A 16,781-nucleotide genomic window follows, 5' to 3' on the forward strand; every position below is an offset into this window, starting at 1 on the left:
TTGACATGAGCAACACGCGAGCAGAAATCAGACAATCTATTCGAAAAAAGCGCAATTCACTGACTGTTGAACAACAAAAAAATGCAGCAATTGCGCTAAAAGTGAATTTTACTCAACACTTAAAATCACTAAAAATCGCTAAAAATGCCCACATCGGCATTTATTTCAGCAATGATGGAGAACTAGACACCTCATTGTTAATTAAAGAATTATGGATGCAAGAACAGCATTTATACCTGCCGATAATCCACCCCTTCAATGGCACGACTTTGTACTTTCAGAGATATGAAGAAAATTCACCCATGACTGCAAACCGCTATGGTATCTTGGAGCCCAAGTTGAATTGCAGTCAAATATGTCCTTTAGACAAGCTTGATATTTTACTTATGCCATTAGTGGCATTTGATGATCAAGGTAACCGTTTAGGAATGGGCGGTGGGTTTTATGACAAAACGTTGGCACGGTATTACCAAGAAAACTGGCAAAAACCGATTTTGATAGGCCTTGCCCATCAATGTCAGCATGTTTCAGCATTGCCAATTGAATCGTGGGATGTACCGTTAAAACACATTATAACCCCAGAGAAAATCTACCAATGGTAAGCAAACTATTTGTATACTATAGACCCTCTCTGACAGCTAACTGAGCACATAATTATGACGCAAGATGAATTAAAAAAAGCCGCTGCCTGGGCAGCACTCGAGTTTGTAAATGAAAACACCATTGTTGGTGTAGGTACAGGCTCAACAGTCAATCATTTTATTGATGCACTGGGTACTGTAAAAGACACCCTTATTGGTGCGGTTTCAAGCTCTGAGGCTTCAACTGAAAAGTTAAAAGCACTGGGTATTGAAGTGTTTGAACTAAACGAGGTATCAAGCCTTGATGTGTATGTTGATGGCGCAGACGAAATCAACCCACACAACGAAATGATCAAAGGCGGTGGTGCAGCGCTGACACGTGAAAAAATCGTTTCAGCAGTCGCAAAACAATTTGTTTGTATTGTTGATGAATCTAAAGAAGTAACAACATTAGGGGCTTTTCCACTACCGGTTGAAGTGATCCCAATGGCACGCAGCTATGTAGCTCGTGAGCTCGTAAAACTAGGCGGTGATCCTGTTTACCGTGAAGGTGTTGTAACAGATAACGGTAACGTCATTTTAGACGTGCACAATTTAGATATCAGCAATGCCAAAGAATTAGAACTAACAATCAACCAGATTGTGGGTGTAGTAACAAACGGCTTATTTGCCCATCGCGGTGCAGATAAAGTCATTATCGGCACCAAAAATGGGCCGCAAATCAAGTAAATAGGAATGAGGATATGAGTAAGGTATCGTTAGCAAAAGACAAAATTAAAATTCTCTTGCTGGAAGGCGTGCATCAAAGTGCTGTCGAAACGCTTAAGCGTAATGGCTACAGTAATATTGATTACGTAAAAACCTCCTTACCTGAAGACGAGCTCATTGAGCGCATTAAAGATGTGCACTTTGTAGGACTTCGTTCTCGCACTCATATTAATGAAGCGGTATTAGAAGCAGCTGATAAGCTCGTGGCAATCGGCTGCTTCTGTATCGGTACTAACCAAGTCGATCTGCAAGGCGCCCGTGAGCGTGGTATTGCGGTATTTAACGCACCATTCTCAAACACTCGTTCTGTTGCAGAATTAGTACTAGGTGAAATTTTATTACTCCTTCGCGGTATTCCAGAGCGTAATGCTCTCGCGCACCGTGGCGGTTGGTTAAAATCTGCCAACGGTTCATTCGAAGCTCGTGGTAAAACATTAGGTATTATTGGTTACGGTCACATTGGTACACAGCTAGGGATCATGGCTGAAAACATCGGTATGAACGTTGAGTTTTACGATATTGAAGACAAGCTAACACTGGGTAATGCAACACAAGTTCATAACCTCACTCAGTTATTACAACGTGCCGATGTGATTAGCTTACACGTACCAGAAACACCGCAAACGAAGAATCTTATTGGTATGGCAGAGCTTGAAGTAATGAAGCAAGGTGCCATCTTAATCAATGCGTCTCGCGGTACGGTTGTTGATATCGATGCACTAGCAGAATCACTACGTGATAAAAAGCTGAGCGGCGCTGCAATCGACGTGTTCCCTGTAGAACCAAAATCAAATGATGAAGAATTTGTATCACCACTGCGCGAGTTCGACAACGTGATTTTAACGCCACACATTGGTGGTTCAACACAAGAAGCTCAGGAAAATATCGGTATTGAAGTAGCTGGTAAACTCGCTAAGTACTCAGATAATGGTTCAACCATTACGGCGGTTAACTTCCCTGAAGTATCACTACCTGAGCTTGCAAACCGTAGCCGCCTATTACACGTACACCACAACCGCCCAGGTGTTCTAACGCAAATTAACCAAGCGTTTGCACAGCACGGCATCAACATCGCCGCCCAGTACTTACAAACTGACGAAGCGATTGGTTACGTGGTCATCGATGTAGATACCGATCACTCTGAAGTAGCCCTTAAAGAACTAAGTGCCGTTGAAGGTACAATCAGAGCACGTATCCTCCACTAATCATTCGCATATCGAATCATTAAAAAGCGCAAGCAGTTTAACTGCTTGCGCTTTTTTGTTACTACTTTTTAGGTTGGTCTAAGCAAAGCGAAAGCCACTAGCATCAAGCTTGATCACTAAGTCAAAAATACCTCACCGTAGGCGTGAAATTTATTTCGCGTGAACGCGCGAAGAAGTTATCTAAAAGCACAGCAGCATTGTTTTTAGTAAACAGCAGACGTGGGAACAAGCTCATTTTTGGACAAAAAAGTTTTAGGTCGTCGGTTTGTATTAAGTAAATTTCGCGTAAAAATTACTATGGAAGTAACGCTAAGCTAAGCGGAAAACTACAGTTCGGCTATAATGCGCGAAGCGCGAGCCAACTGTAATTTTTCGTTTAAGCGCCTTGTTAGTACAGTTTTCACACCGAATCAATGCCTGATTCAATAATATAAAGCCATGTTAATCCCAAATAATAAACTGCGTAGGCAAATGAGATCATTATCATTGAAGTTAACTTCTTTACAAAATTAAGTTTTTGCAAAGAAAAATTAATTAATATTATCGATAATAAATAAAGGCTTATATGCATAGTAAACCAAACTACCTCGGGCATACCTAGACTATTATAATCACCTATTATTCTTAAAATATAACTCACAGCTATACTTAAAGGTAACCCTATAAACCAGACAAGTAACGCTATAATAAATTTTTTCTTATTCATTTACGCCACCAAGCTTAATTTACTTTAATTCTGGTTTTACGGTACAAAATGGCATAAAATATGTCTTTGGTACTCTTTTAGAGTTTGATATATCAAGTCCTTTCATGTCACCACTAACTTTTCCGCCTGAACACTCAATAACTGATTGAACCCAACATTACTATTAACACCAAATTTTGCTGTAGGGTACCTGATTGGATCTGTTTTTTGATTTAAAATATAGTTTTCTATAAGGCAAAAGCGATTCATTTTATCTAGGCGAAAATAAACTAGGAACAAATACCATGCAACGCCCTAGCCACTCAAATACACTTCCCTGTGTAAATCACGCCAATAAGTCAGTAAATTTTACTCATCGGTTGCTTGAGTATCTGCGTCTTTATCCTGCTGTTTTTCGCTTATCATGGCGTTTAATTTCTCGCCGCCTTTGATACCAAAATCTAACGTGCGGATTGGGAATGGGATGGTCATGTCAGCTTCGCTTAGCGCGTTTCTAACTGCCACAACAGCCTTGTGACGAACGGTCATGAAATCCGCTTCACCTGGGTATTTAATCCAAAACCAAACCAGTAAGTTAACGCTGCTATCACCAAAGCTTTCGGCGTAAACGGCGGTTTCTTCTTGTTTAATCACAAAATCAAACTCATTGATTTTTTTAACAATAACCTCAGCGGCTTGCTCTGGGTCGTCAGCATACGAAATACCCACAGGCACTTCGATACGACGCACACCTAAAGTACTGTAATTGCTAAGTATATTTCTAAACAGAATCTTGTTAGGCACCAAGATAAGTTGCCCATAAAAGTTCTCGATAAGAGTGTTTCTAAGGTTAATCGCGCGTACAGTACCAAACACGCTTTCGGTGCGAATTACATCACCTGTTTTAAATGGCTTGCGGATTCCCATAGCAATACCCGCTATAAGGTTCTCTGTCATGTCCTGAAAAGCAAAACCAATGGCGAGGCCAACTATACCAGCACCCGCGAGTAATGAGGTGACAGTCCCTCTGAGCCCCAAGAAATCAAGGGCTACAAATAAGCCTACGCATAACACGATGACTTTTACTATCGATGACATTAAGTCTGCTATTTGCGAAGACTCTAGCGAGCGGCGTAATAGCTTTCTGAGCATTGAACCAACAATACGCGCCAGCAATGAAAACACGATAGTAATAATGACTGCGACAATAAAGTTTGGAATATGGCTTATGATGATATCAACCCAGCCACCGAGTTTTTCTTCTATCAGCTTTTCAGCTTCACTTACTGACGGAATTTTTAGCATTTTTATACCTTGTTGAATTAATTGCTCAACAAAGTATTTAGCAAAATGAACGCCATTTCTAATTTAGTATATTAAAACCATAAAAAAGCCGTGCTTGGCACGGCTCTTCTAATTCATTTTACTAAAAAATTAGTTCTGCTCTTCGCGTAAGAAAACAGGCTCTAATTCTTTTGCTGTTGCATCGCTACTAAAGTAATAACCAGCAACGGTGAAATCTTTTAAATCACTCAATTGGGTAACTTTATTTTCAATGATGTAACGCGCCATCATGCCACGAGCTTTTTTCGCATAAAAGCTGATCACTTTATATTGGCCGTTTTTAGAGTCTTTAAAGTGTGGCGTGATAATTTGTGCATTTAAGGCTTTTTTATCAACCGCTTTAAAATACTCATTAGAAGCAAGATTAACTAAATACTTGCTATCTTGCTCGGCAAGCACAGTATTAAGTTGTTCGGCTATCACGCTGCCCCAAAATTCATAGAGGTTTTTACCACGTGGGTTTTCAAGCTTTGTGCCCATCTCAAGGCGATAAGCTTGCATTAAATCAAGCGGCTTCAGCACACCGTAAAGACCAGACAAAATACGTAAGTGAGATTGTGCATAATCTAGCTCTGAACTTGTCAATGTTGCAGCATCTAAACCACCATACACATCACCATTAAAAGCCAGCACTGCTTGTTTTGCATTATCTTGCGTAAAGGGCTGTGACCACTCAGCGAAACGTGCTGCGTTTAAACCAGCTAGTTTATCGCTGATTTTCATCAAGCTACCAATTTGAGCAGGTGTTAAATCACGGCAAACTGACATTAACTCTTCGCTGTGCTCGAGTAATTCAGGCTGAGTGAATTTATCGGTCGTGGCTGGTGTTTCGTAATCTAAATTTTTTGCAGGTGAAATAACAGTGATCATAGTTAGCTATTGACTTGTAATTTGTTTGATGTCAATTTCAACATTAATTGAATCAAAATGCACGTTTTGTTTCATCCTGCCTTGATACACTGCATTTTTACACCTAATGCCTTGGTTTTCTAAATTAAGGACATATAACCTATTAAACACTGTCATAGTGTTGCAGTATTAAGGCCGCTATAATGGAATTTCTTTTAACTTGCTTGGAATGAGGAAAGCAAATGACTTCAGCACTACAAAGGCTTAAACAGCATTCATCTATTGTTGCAGATACAGGTGATATCGAAGCTATCAAAAAGCACCAACCAGAAGATGCAACAACAAACCCATCTTTACTTTTAAAAGCCAGTGAAATTGAAGCGTATAAGCCTTATTTAGATAAAGCGTGGCAGTACGCTAAAGAGACCGAGCAAGATGCAGCTAAACAACTTGAGTTAGCATGTGATTACTTTGCTGTATTAATCGGTAAAGAAATTAGCGAAATCGTTCCAGGCTATATCTCAACAGAAGTAGACGCTCGTTTATCATTTGATACCCAAGCGACTATCGACAAAGCTCACACTTTACTGAGCCTTTACGAAAAAGAAGGCGTGAGCAAAGATAAAATCTTAATCAAAGTTGCATCAACGTGGGAAGGTATCAAAGCCGCAGAACAGCTTGAAAAAGAAGGCACTAAGTGTAACTTAACGCTGTTATTCTCTGAAGCACAAGCCCGCGCATGTGCCGATGCAAATGTATTTTTAATTTCACCATTTGTTGGCCGTATTCTAGATTGGCATGTTGCTAACGGTATGGAAAAACCAACTGATCCGCTAAACGATCCTGGTGTGCAATCAGTGCGTAGCATTTACGAATTCTACAAACGCCACGATTACAAAACGGTTGTTATGGGCGCAAGCTTCCGTAACACAGGTGAGATCATCGCGCTTACAGGCTGTGATAAGTTAACGATTAGCCCTGCTCTTTTAGAAGAGTTAGGCCAATTAACGGATGCACAAGAGTACCTACTAGAGAGCGACTTTACTGTTGAAGAAAAACCAGCACCGCTAACTGAAAGCCAGTTCCGCTGGTTACACAACCAAGATGCAATGGCAACAGAGAAACTAGCTGAAGGTATCCGCTCTTTCGCACAAGCTCAAATTGAATTAGAAGCTCGCTTTAAAGCGATGTAATTCGAACAGCAGCATTTTTTGAAACGCCACCGCTCGGTGGCGTTTTTGTTTCTAAAATAACTAAACTCTTGATCTATTCATCTATCAATCACAGTTCTGTAACAGTATTGTCACTTTTTTATTCTATTTTTAAGCAGCCTGTGGTATAGGTATTTCCGAGGTTCAAAAAATCAATAGGAGAAGTTCATGGATAGCCTAGACGATATTTTAGAAATATTAGAAGGTCCTAATAAAACAAGAAAGACCTCTACAAAAAATAAGAAGAGAAAATGGCGTGAAATCGAAGCGTTAAAAGATAAGCATAGATTACGCAAAGAACTACAGGAGTTAGACTACTTTACAGATAGTATTGCTATTGATGAGCTAGACTTTTTGTAAATTCAAAGGCCCAATTGGGCCTTTTGCATTTCTGTTATAGAATTTGTGGTAAAGACCAATTTACTGGCGTTTTATTTTGATTGCTAAGTAGCTGGTTTGTTTTTGAAAAGTGCTGACAACCAAAAAAGCCACGGTGAGCAGAAAGCGGTGATGGATGCGGACCTTGAATCACATGATGACGCGAGGTATCAATGTGTTTACCTTTTTTCTGAGCATGTGCGCCCCATAATATAAACACCACCCCCTCACAATGTTGATTGATAAGCGCAATCACTGCATCGGTAAATTGCTCCCAGCCAAGGTGCTTATGAGAGTGAGCCTGCCCTTGCTCGACCGTCAGTACGGTGTTAAGTAAAAACACACCTTGCTCGGCCCAGCTTTGCAAATAGCCATGGTGAGGTACTTCAAAACCATCAATATCGGTTGCCAACTCTTTGTACATATTTTTCAAAGAAGGAGGTAACTTTTTAACTTCAGGCAATACCGAAAAGCACAAACCATGGGCTTGGCCTTCTCCGTGGTAAGGATCTTGACCTAAAATAACCACCTTAACTTCATTAAGAGGTGTAGCATCAAAAGCTGAGAATACCTGTTCATCTTTTGGATAAACGCTAACGCCTGCTGCACGTCTATCTGCCACATATTGCAAGGTTTCTTGCATGTAAGGTTTAGCAAGCTCAGTATCTAAAAATGTTTGCCAATCGTTCATTTTGAAGCCTGTATTTGCTGACGAGAAACGTCTATTTTACCACACATATCAGTCAAACCATCAAGCATACGGGTTGTAAAACGGTGCAATAAATCTGCGTTCACACTAATAAATTGGTTATGCTGCACCGCTGGCATTTCTGGCCATTGTCGCCAATCAATTTTAGGCTGAGGCTTTTTCGATTTTTCATCTGGGATAATGATGACTTCTGGCTCTGCTACCAATACGTTTTCAATACTAATGCGCGGGTAGTCTGTATCGCTATTAGCAAACACATTATCCGCATGACAAATGGTTAATAGCTGATTGATCCAAGTATTTCCGCCCACTGTCATCATCGGCTCTGGCCATAATTGATAAAACACCGAAACGGTCGTTTTACCCTCTTGGGCTGCACGAATAGCACTCAGCTTAACTTCAAACTCTTTAGCCACTTTATTTGCTTGTGTTTGCAAATGCGTAAGTGTGCCTAGTTTACGCAGCTCATCAGCCACATTATCAACCTGATTTGGGTTGCTGTACGCTACCGGAATGCCTAATTTTTCAATGTAAGCGAGATCGTCGGCTTTATTGCCCGTTTTCCAAGCCAAAACAAGGTCGGGTTTTAACGACAACAGTTTTTCCATGTTAATACCGTAATAGCCACCTACCCGTTCGATATCATTCGCTTGCTGAGGAAAGTCTGCATAGTCAACGGTACCAACAATGCGCTCTCCTGCTCCAATCGCAAATAGGTTTTCAACGATATGCGGCGCTAAAGCAACAATACGCTGTGGCTGTTTAATTTCATGAGCTTGAGCCAATGTTGGTAAATAAAATAAAACACCTAAGAGTGCAAACTTGATGGCCTTCATGTTAATAATCGAACCCTTTTTGCGCTTTTATTCCTGCATCAAAAGCGTGTTTTACGTTTCTAACTTCACTGACTGTATCAGCCAAGTCGATTAGTTTACGGTGCGCACCACGACCTGTAATTATCACCGATTGCATAGCAGGGCGAGAGCTAACTGCTTCTAGCACTTCGTCTAAATCAATATAGCCGTAAGTGATCATATAGGTTATTTCATCTAGCATAACGAGGTTAATCGAGTCATCCTTCAGCATTCTTTTCGCTTCTTGCCATGTCACCTGCGCAGCAGCGGTATCTGACTCTTTGTTTTGTGTTTCCCAAGTAAAACCAGTGTTCATAATAACAAATTCAACTCCCGCTTGTTCCAGTAGGTTGCGTTCACCGCACTCCCATGTGCCTTTAATAAACTGACACACAGCGGCTTTCATTCCATGACCTACCGCACGTGCGACAGTACCAAATCCAGAAGTCGATTTACCCTTACCGTTGCCAGTTATAACCTGAAAAATACCCTGCTCTTTTTGCGCAGCAGCAATACGTTCATCGACTTTTTCTTTTACTTTTTGCTGACGCTGTTGGTGCTTATCTTGATTCTGTTCGCTCATTGTTGTTCCTTATGCCTCTAAATTGAAATTCTCATAAATATTGATGATTTGTTCAATATCGAGATTCTCTGCTACCACGTTTGCTAAACGGCTTAACTGCTGTTCACGGTTTAAATTAATATCAATCGGCTTAATTTGGCTATTTGGTGCAAGCCAAGTTATTAGCTCAGATACGCCTTCAGGGGTATCGAACAAGCCATGTAAGTAAGTACCTGCTACTTGATTATCATCACTAATAAAACCATCTACTTTAAATCCACTTGGGTGATTACTAAAACTTAAAAATGGCTTTTCAAATGCGGGCCCTTGGCTTATACCGGCATGAATTTCATAACCTGAAATTGCTTTATCGCTATTGTTTAAATGAAGAATACCAGAGACTTGGCTTAGTACTTTTTGTTGCCCTAATTGGGTTTCAAAGTCAGCAAGGCCTAGGCCATCTGCGCAGCCTAAATTAGACTCCACAGCATGTGGATCAGCAAGGTAGTTACCTAACATCTGCAGCCCACCGCATACACCAAGCACTTTACCGCCATAGCGTAGATGACGTGTTATTTGTTTATGCCAACCTTCATTTTTTAAAAACGCTAAATCGCCAAGTACATTTTTACTGCCAGGGATAATAATCAGATCAACACCTGGAATAGCCTGGGTATGACGTACATACTGTAAATCGATTTCGGGTTGTAATCGCAGTGCGTCAAAGTCTGTGTGATTACTGATATGAGGAAGTAGCAGCACTGCTATGCGTAATTGCGGTTTATCGACCAGATTAGTTATAGCAACGGCATCTTCAGCATCGAGTGCTAAGTCATGTAAATAAGGCAACACCCCAAGCACTGGCTTGTTTGTGTACTGCTCTAACCAATCAAGGCCACCTTGCAATAACGTAATATCACCCCGAAAACGGTTAATCACAAAGCCTTTTACTCGCGCTTGCTCTGATTCTGACAATAACGCTAATGTTCCGACTAAATGAGCAAACACGCCGCCTTTATCGATATCGGCAATAATGATCACCGGGCAATCAACCGCCTCAGCGTAACCCATATTAGCAATGTCGTTTTCTCGCAGGTTAATTTCTGCAGGGCTCCCAGCACCTTCCACAACCAGTAATTCAAAACGCTCACTTAAGCGCTGCTGCGAAGTAAGAACTGCATCCATCGCCACTTTTTTGTAATCGTGATAACTGCCCGCTTCCATATTCGACAGCGCTTTACCATGAACGATTACCTGCGCCCCAGTATCGCTGTTAGGTTTTAATAAGATAGGGTTAAAATCGACTTCTGCGGGCACTTTTGCCGCCACAGCTTGCAAAGCTTGTGCGCGACCTATCTCGCCACCATCTGCGGTTACGGCGCTATTTAATGCCATATTCTGTGGCTTAAAGGGCGCAACCTTTATGCCTCGCTCAGCAAAGATCCGGCAAAGTGCTGCTACAAGGGTACTTTTACCTGCATCTGAGGTCGTGCCTTGCACCATTAATGTTTTCATCATTGTTCTCTTTTTAAGGTTTGTGCAAGACCTGCAATCACAAACTCAACACGTGCAACTTGCTGTGCTAAGGCTTGATGCAACCAACCTGAATGATCAACAAACTGACGGCTTAATCCACCGAGCGGCACAATACCATGACCCACTTCATTGCTGACAAAAATCACCTCACCCGGCAATTGCACTAGCACATCGAGTAAGGCCGCTTTTTGCTTAAGCCAAAATGCTTCCCCCTGCTGGCATAGGCAATTACTCAACCAAAGGGTTAAACAATCCACTAAAATACAGTTTCCAGCTTGGCTGTGTTGCTGTAGTGCTTTAGCCAAATACAAAGGCTCTTCGACAAGTTGCCAATGCTTAGCGCGTTCTGCTTGATGCCTATTAATTCGGGCAGCCATTTCCTCATCACCTGCATTTGCTGTGGCAATGTAGATAAGCGGCTTGTTTGAATTTGTTGCCAACTGCTCAGCAAAACGGCTTTTACCGCTGCGAGCACCACCTAAAATTAAAGTATGTTGTTGGCTCATAATAGACTCACCAAGCAAAGGTAGGTAACAAGCTCAGATACTTGCTGGGCAGCCCCCAAGCAATCACCGGTATAGCCAGATAACTGTTTTTCAAACCAGCGCTTTAATAGTAATCGAGTAACAAAAAGTACACTGACGATTATAAATATTTGCCCTAAAGTGAAGCCAAAAAACAACCATGCAATTGCTAACACCGCACCGCCTGTTGCTAACAGTATTTGATAACTTTGCGTGCTTAAATGCATCGCAATTGGTTTTACTTTAGATGTGGCGTCCTGACTTACATAGTCCATGTCTGCAATTAAACTTGTTGCTACAACACGGCTTAAGCTTTGCCCTAAAACAAGTGCAAGAATCAGAGTGCTGGTTACTTCACTAAGTGCGACGAGAGTTTGGTACTTAATTAATAAAGCTATTACTAACGCCGCAGCACCATAGGTACCTAAGCGACTATCTTTCATAATGCTCAGCTTATCTACAACCTGCCAACCACCACCAAAGCCATCCCAGACATCAGCAAGGCCATCTTCATGAAATGCCCCTGTGATTACCAAGCTAAACGCCATAACTAACGTGACTGCAATGGCTGCGGGAAATAACCAACTTAGCAGTAAAAAACTCAGCGCTAAAAGTACACCTAATAACACCCCGACCAATGCAAAATAACGGCTAGCCTGATTGAGTGCCTTACTCGATACCTCAAAGTTTAATTTAACAGGTATACGCGTTAAAAAACTAAGCGCCAGCAAAAATAGCTGAAGCTGACTTGGGGTTGTGTTTGAAGTCTGATGTTCAGCGCTCATATCAGACAACTTGCTCAACATTGGCATCGGAAAAACTTGCCATGTCATTGTAAAACGCCAAAGATGCTTGCAGTAAAGGTAAGGCAAGCGCAGCCCCAGTGCCCTCTCCTAATCTTAAATCAAGCTGCAATAAAGGCGATGCGTGCAAGGCATTGAGCATTGCTTTATGCCCTTGCTCATCTGAGGCATGAGCAAATAACATGTAATCGCGAGCGTTTGCATTAATGCGAGTTGCAACAAGCGCCGCTGCGGTACAAATAAAGCCATCCACAATCACCGCTATACCAAGCTCCGCAGCAGCTAAAATGGCACCGGTGATCTGTACAATTTCAAAACCGCCTAATGCAGCGAGCGTCATTAGTGGGTCGCTAAAATGAGCTTGATGTAATTGAAGGGCTTGCTCGACAACCTTGATTTTTTTAGCGACAACCTCGTCACTCACACCAGTGCCTTTACCTACACATTGGCTGGCAGGTAACGACAACAAGGCAGCCATTAATGCCGCAGTACTTGTGGTATTGCCAATGCCCATCTCACCAAAGGCGATGGTATTGCAGCCTTGCTCATAGAGTGAATGAACTCGCTGCTTTGCTAATTCAAACCCTTTTTCAACCTGGCTAAGTGACATGGCCATTTCAGTATTCAGTGGTGCAGTGATTTCACCTAAACGCTGGTTATGCACACTTTTATCGTGTGAAGTACTGAGTGTTCCAGCGTCAACAACTTCTAGCTGCCAGCCAAGCTGGCGACAAAATACATTAATTGCAGCGCCTCCTGCTGCAAAGTTTGCCACCATTTGCGATGTAACGCTGCTAGGAGCAATCGACACACCTTGGCTTGCCACACCATGATCACCTGCAAATACAACTAGAGAAGGGTTTGAAATAACCGGTTTAAAGGCAACTAGCGCCTGCTCACTATCAAGCTGCTTTGAAAAAATAAGCGTTAATTGTTTAGCACAACTTTCAAGCTGACCCAAAGCGCCTAACGGCTTTGTTTTAAGATCTATTTTTTGTTGAATTACAGCTGAAAATTGCTGATCAATAGGCATGATATTAAACATTAACTACCTGCTCTGTTTACGAAAATAAAGTAAGAATAAAAAGAACACGCTACCGATAGCGGCTGTGATCACACCTACGGGTAGTTCTTGGTTATTCAGTAGGGTTCGGCACAACACATCTACCCACACCATAAAAATGCCACCGACCAAGGATGTCATAACTAAGTTATGGCTGCTGCCTTGTGGTGAAAAGTAGCGCACAATATGTGGGATCATCAGGCCGACAAAACCAACGCCCCCACACATAGCAACAAGCACTGCTGTAATTAATGAACTTAGCAGCAGCATCATGATCCGAAAGCGTTGCACATGAATACCCAAAGTCGCAGCACTTTCATCACCGAGCAGCATTGCATTTAGCTGACGACGAAATGCAATCATCAGCGTCATACAGGCAATAATAACGGCAAATGGCAGCCAAAGAGTGTCCCACTGGGCACGAGAAAAACTGCCCATCGTCCAAAATAAAATAGCGGTGATAGCTTGTGGATCGCTAAAATAAAGCAGCAGACTAGTCAGAGCACTAAATAAAAAAGATAAAGCAACACCAGCGAGTAACATAGCTTCAACTTGGCCAACATGACGACGCCCTGCTATAGCAATAAGCAACAGCATAGAAAGTAAGCTTCCGGCAAATGCAGCAACTGACATACTAAAGCCAAAACTCACACCGGTTAGGGCTATAAAGCACACCACACCAAATGAAGCCCCAGAAGAAATACCAAACAAGTAAGGGTCAGCAAGCGGGTTTCGGGTTACGGTCTGCAAAATTAATCCCGCAAGAGCAAGCCCAGATCCAGCTAAAAATGCCAGCACTGTTCTTGGCATACGCAACTGCCAAATAATGCGCTGCACAAATTCATCGCTACCTTGACTAAACAGACCATTAAAAACGTCACTCAGTGGCGTATTTGCAGCACCAAAGCTCAGTGCTAAAAAACAACTAATAAGCCCTACGACAACACAGATACTTAAACGCATTGCATCAGTCATGTTGATGCTCCTGTGTCTGATAACCATAGAAATAAGTTATATGCGGAATAAACTTATCAGTGCTTGATTGCGGATGAGCAGATACCGCTGCGCAGACACCAAATACATCGCTCAACAGCTGCTCTGTTAGCACCGCTTTTGGTTGCCCCTGACAAACCAAGCGACCTTCATCAATCACCAGTAGCTCATCACATAAACCCGCTGCGAGATTTAGATCATGGAAAGAGGCAAGCACAGTTACATCAAGGGACTTCGCTAATTCCATTATTTGAATTTGGTATTTAACATCAAGGTGGCTGGTAGGCTCATCCATAATCAACAGCTTAGGTTGTTGTACGATAGAGCGCGCAATGAGCGCTCTTTGCTTTTCGCCACCTGAGAGCGAATCAAATGCTTGTTCACTGTGATGAGATAAACCAACCTGCTCAATCGCTTGATATATTCGTTGCTTATCATTGGCAGACGTGCCGCTAAAAAGTCGCTTATGAGGTGTTAAGCCTAAACTCACCACATCGAATAAAGACAAATTAAACTGCGATGGTGATTCCTGTAAAACCACAGCAACCTGCTTTGCATACTCATCAGCACTGATTTGCCAGATATCTTGACCGCTTAGCAGCACAGCCCCTTGCTGAGGTTTCAAGTAACGATAAAGGCAGCGCAGCAGGCTTGATTTACCCGCCCCATTAGGGCCAAGTAAACCTATAAATTGCCCTGCTTTTAACTCAAGGTTAATTGATTCAAGTATGATTTTATTCGCAGTACCCCAACTTAAATCAGACACTGATATCAATGGCGCAGCGCTAAGGCTATTTTGTTGCAAGCTTTTTCTCTCTTGGCGAGTAAGCACAACGCACAAGAAAGTACTGGTAAGTACCAGAAAATGACGTGAGTTGACCCGCTCGATGATTAATTGTTAGCGCTAAGTATCTGGCTGACCATATATTTATATGGATTACAGTTGCGGGAACAGCTGGAGAATTTCACTCCATTCCATAGCATATGAGTATTATGGCGGGCTAAGTAAATAATTCAATGAATATCGCTCTAGATGGCTAAAAAACAATTTTTGGCCAAGCTTGCCCTTGTTCATCTATATATACATCGAGTGTAATTAGCCCTGCATAAGGGAGATGGAAAACATTTAAATGCGTAGCTGATTGTTTTGGCATCTGACAAACAATAGCGAGAATTTGTTTAATCACACCAGCATGGCTAATTACCAATGACTGTTCATGCTTAGATTCATACAGTGATTGTAAAAATGTTTGCCACCATGCCTCTACCCGAGCGTAAAAGTCTGCCATAAATTCACCATTGGGTACTTTTACTTGCCAGGGGTGCTGCCAAAAATCACCGATATGAGGTTTACTGGTTTGCTGCCAAAGCTGTTGGTAATCTTGGCCATCCCAATCACCAAAATGAAACTCTTTCAGCGCGTTATTGTACTGTACATGCAGCGAGTGTTGATTTGCTAAATAATCAGCGTGGACTGAGCAACGCTTGAGCGGAGAGCTATATACGGCATTTAAATTTATGAGCTCGACAGAAGCTTGGCGCATTTGCTTAAGACCAAGCTCCGATAATTCAACATCTATTTGCCCAGCAAGAATGCCTGGCGTAGCGATTTCGCCATGGCGAAGAAAGTAAACTCGTGAAGTAAATGCGTCCATAATGTTCCTCAGTAAACCATAGTGAACGTTAACGCGTTTTAAGTACTCTGTCGACTTATGCTAAGGGAGTTATGCAAAGAGAGTTAAGCTAAACGCATTAAACGAACGTCAAAATGTAGCACTGCATTTGCGCCAATTTTGCCACCGTTACCTTTTTTACCCCAAGCAAGTTCTGGGGGGATCACAAATTCATAACGAGAGCCGACATTCATTAATAGCAAACCCTCTCTTAACCCTTCGATTGCTTCAGATAAAGCGAACACCTCAGGCATACCCGCTTTATAACTGTCGGCAATGACACTGCCATCAGCGAGCATAATACGTTGGTTAATAGCCACAGTATCAAACTCTGTTATGCGTTCTCCCTCAACATCATCAATCACTTTATACATTAAACCCGACGGGCACAGATGCGTATCTGGGTGAGATGAGAATTTAGCGATGAATGCTTCACTATTTTTACGGTTTAAACCTGAAGAGCCTTTTGACTTGGTCGTTTTCTTACGAGACACAGCAAACCTAAATTGTATTACAAATATAAAACGCTTTATCGCATAACAACGTAACTGAAGCAAGTGGAAGTGTGAAGAATGAGCAGGGTAAGTGCTGAGAGACTCAGCCAAACACCCGCACAGATCAGCTGACACTTAATATCTAATGTCTCTGTGTTTCAGCTGGTAGCTTGCGGCTAAAAGTCTACACGCGATTTAAAATCCCGACGAAAAACGTGTTGGGGCAGCCTTATCCCGCGTCATGGGCTGCCTGTTCGCGGATAGAGCGCGACGACATACGAAAAAACCCGTTGCATTACTGCAACGGGTTTCTTTAATTAGGATCCTGGCGATGTCCTACTTTCACATGGCAAATGCCACACTATCATCGGCGCTGTTTCGTTTCACTACTGAGTTCGGCATGGGGTCAGGTGGGTCCAAAACGCTATTGTCACCAAGAAAATTCTGTTTGATTTTCTTATTATTTTTAATTTAAAGTCTTGCGACTGAATTTAGAGCCTGGCGATGTCCTACTTTCACATGGCAAATGCCACACTATCATCGGCGCTG

General features: G+C 42.1%; 18 protein-coding genes, 1 rRNA gene and 1 riboswitch. Of the genes, 5 read left to right on the plus strand and 14 right to left on the minus strand.

Features of this window, described 5'->3' with window-relative positions; translation table 11 throughout:
• Window positions 1-5: 5 nt before the first annotated feature.
• Genes NYF15_RS11290 through serA form a run of 3 tightly spaced genes read left to right on the plus strand, consistent with a single transcriptional unit; the run spans window position 6 to window position 2,554 of the window.
• Complete coding sequence (locus NYF15_RS11290) at window positions 6-602, plus strand: 5-formyltetrahydrofolate cyclo-ligase (protein ID WP_341803923.1); 597 nt, start codon at window positions 6-8, stop codon at window positions 600-602.
• A gap of 54 nt (window positions 603-656) precedes the next feature.
• Complete coding sequence (gene rpiA, locus NYF15_RS11295; RefSeq protein ID WP_130151006.1) at window positions 657-1,310, plus strand: ribose-5-phosphate isomerase RpiA; 654 nt, start codon at window positions 657-659, stop codon at window positions 1,308-1,310.
• Window positions 1,311-1,324: 14 nt separating this feature from the next.
• Window positions 1,325-2,554, plus strand: a complete 1,230-nt coding sequence (gene serA / locus NYF15_RS11300; protein ID WP_130151005.1) for a phosphoglycerate dehydrogenase — start codon at window positions 1,325-1,327, stop codon at window positions 2,552-2,554.
• Window positions 2,555-3,608: 1,054 nt separating this feature from the next.
• On the opposite strand, the gene NYF15_RS11305 is transcribed toward serA, so the two are convergent.
• Complete coding sequence (locus NYF15_RS11305; protein ID WP_371353604.1) at window positions 3,609-4,544, minus strand: mechanosensitive ion channel family protein; 936 nt, start codon at window positions 4,542-4,544, stop codon at window positions 3,609-3,611.
• A 129-nt stretch (window positions 4,545-4,673) separates the two neighbouring features.
• A complete protein-coding gene (gene yaaA / locus NYF15_RS11310) occupies window positions 4,674-5,453 on the minus strand; it encodes a peroxide stress protein YaaA (protein WP_371353605.1) in 780 nt (259 codons plus the stop codon).
• A gap of 221 nt (window positions 5,454-5,674) precedes the next feature.
• On the opposite strand from yaaA, the gene tal reads away from it, so the two are divergent.
• Window positions 5,675-6,625 carry a transaldolase gene (gene tal, locus NYF15_RS11315; RefSeq protein WP_130151001.1) on the plus strand — a complete coding sequence of 317 codons (951 nt, stop codon included), beginning with the start codon at window positions 5,675-5,677 and terminating at the stop codon, window positions 6,623-6,625.
• A 186-nt stretch (window positions 6,626-6,811) separates the two neighbouring features.
• Entirely contained in the window at window positions 6,812-7,003 is a 192-nt protein-coding gene (locus NYF15_RS11320) for a DUF3545 family protein (protein ID WP_062570233.1), read from the plus strand.
• Between the two features lie 34 nt (window positions 7,004-7,037).
• Here the strand turns inward: NYF15_RS11320 and ung are convergent, their stop codons facing one another.
• The 12 genes from ung to rrf all read right to left on the minus strand — a co-directional run bounded on the left by ung (window position 7,038) and on the right by rrf (window position 16,670).
• Window positions 7,038-7,712: a uracil-DNA glycosylase gene (ung, locus tag NYF15_RS11325; protein ID WP_371353606.1), complete on the minus strand. Its 675-nt coding sequence runs from the start codon at window positions 7,710-7,712 to the stop codon at window positions 7,038-7,040.
• On the minus strand, window positions 7,709-8,566 hold the full coding sequence (locus NYF15_RS11330) for a cobalamin-binding protein (protein ID WP_130150999.1): 858 nt from the start codon (window positions 8,564-8,566) through the stop codon (window positions 7,709-7,711). The genes ung and NYF15_RS11330 overlap by 4 nt, the downstream gene beginning before the upstream one ends.
• 1 nt (window position 8,567) lies before the next feature.
• A complete protein-coding gene (gene cobO, locus NYF15_RS11335; RefSeq protein WP_371353607.1) occupies window positions 8,568-9,167 on the minus strand; it encodes a cob(I)yrinic acid a,c-diamide adenosyltransferase in 600 nt (199 codons plus the stop codon).
• Window positions 9,168-9,176: 9 nt separating this feature from the next.
• Window positions 9,177-10,661, minus strand: a complete 1,485-nt coding sequence (locus tag NYF15_RS11340; RefSeq protein WP_371353623.1) for a cobyric acid synthase — start codon at window positions 10,659-10,661, stop codon at window positions 9,177-9,179.
• Window positions 10,661-11,188, minus strand: coding sequence for a bifunctional adenosylcobinamide kinase/adenosylcobinamide-phosphate guanylyltransferase (cobU, locus tag NYF15_RS11345; RefSeq protein ID WP_371353608.1), 528 nt, complete (start codon window positions 11,186-11,188; stop codon window positions 10,661-10,663). Before cobU ends, NYF15_RS11340 begins: the two co-directional genes overlap by 1 nt.
• On the minus strand, window positions 11,185-12,039 hold the full coding sequence (locus tag NYF15_RS11350; RefSeq protein ID WP_371353609.1) for an adenosylcobinamide-GDP ribazoletransferase: 855 nt from the start codon (window positions 12,037-12,039) through the stop codon (window positions 11,185-11,187). The genes cobU and NYF15_RS11350 overlap by 4 nt, the downstream gene beginning before the upstream one ends.
• A complete protein-coding gene (cobT, locus tag NYF15_RS11355; protein ID WP_371353610.1) occupies window positions 11,993-13,054 on the minus strand; it encodes a nicotinate-nucleotide--dimethylbenzimidazole phosphoribosyltransferase in 1,062 nt (353 codons plus the stop codon). Before cobT ends, NYF15_RS11350 begins: the two co-directional genes overlap by 47 nt.
• 3 nt (window positions 13,055-13,057) lie before the next feature.
• Complete coding sequence (locus tag NYF15_RS11360; protein WP_063706221.1) at window positions 13,058-14,047, minus strand: iron ABC transporter permease; 990 nt, start codon at window positions 14,045-14,047, stop codon at window positions 13,058-13,060.
• Complete coding sequence (locus tag NYF15_RS11365; protein ID WP_371353611.1) at window positions 14,040-14,870, minus strand: ABC transporter ATP-binding protein; 831 nt, start codon at window positions 14,868-14,870, stop codon at window positions 14,040-14,042. Before NYF15_RS11365 ends, NYF15_RS11360 begins: the two co-directional genes overlap by 8 nt.
• 103 nt (window positions 14,871-14,973) lie before the next feature.
• Window positions 14,974-15,042, minus strand: a riboswitch (cobalamin riboswitch).
• A 60-nt stretch (window positions 15,043-15,102) separates the two neighbouring features.
• The gene (locus tag NYF15_RS11370) at window positions 15,103-15,720 is read right to left on the minus strand and encodes a histidine phosphatase family protein (RefSeq protein ID WP_371353612.1); all 618 of its coding nucleotides are present in this window, start codon (window positions 15,718-15,720) and stop codon (window positions 15,103-15,105) included.
• A gap of 83 nt (window positions 15,721-15,803) precedes the next feature.
• Window positions 15,804-16,232 (minus strand): FKBP-type peptidyl-prolyl cis-trans isomerase, encoded by a 429-nt coding sequence (locus tag NYF15_RS11375; protein WP_371353613.1) that lies wholly within the window; start codon window positions 16,230-16,232, stop codon window positions 15,804-15,806.
• A gap of 323 nt (window positions 16,233-16,555) precedes the next feature.
• Window positions 16,556-16,670 (minus strand): 5S ribosomal RNA (rrf, locus tag NYF15_RS11380).
• Between the last annotated feature and the right edge of the window lie 111 nt (window positions 16,671-16,781).

Origin of the sequence: Pseudoalteromonas sp. 68 DY56-GL68, from assembly GCF_041414825.1 — a bacterium.
Taxonomy (GTDB): Bacteria; Pseudomonadota; Gammaproteobacteria; order Enterobacterales; family Alteromonadaceae; genus Pseudoalteromonas.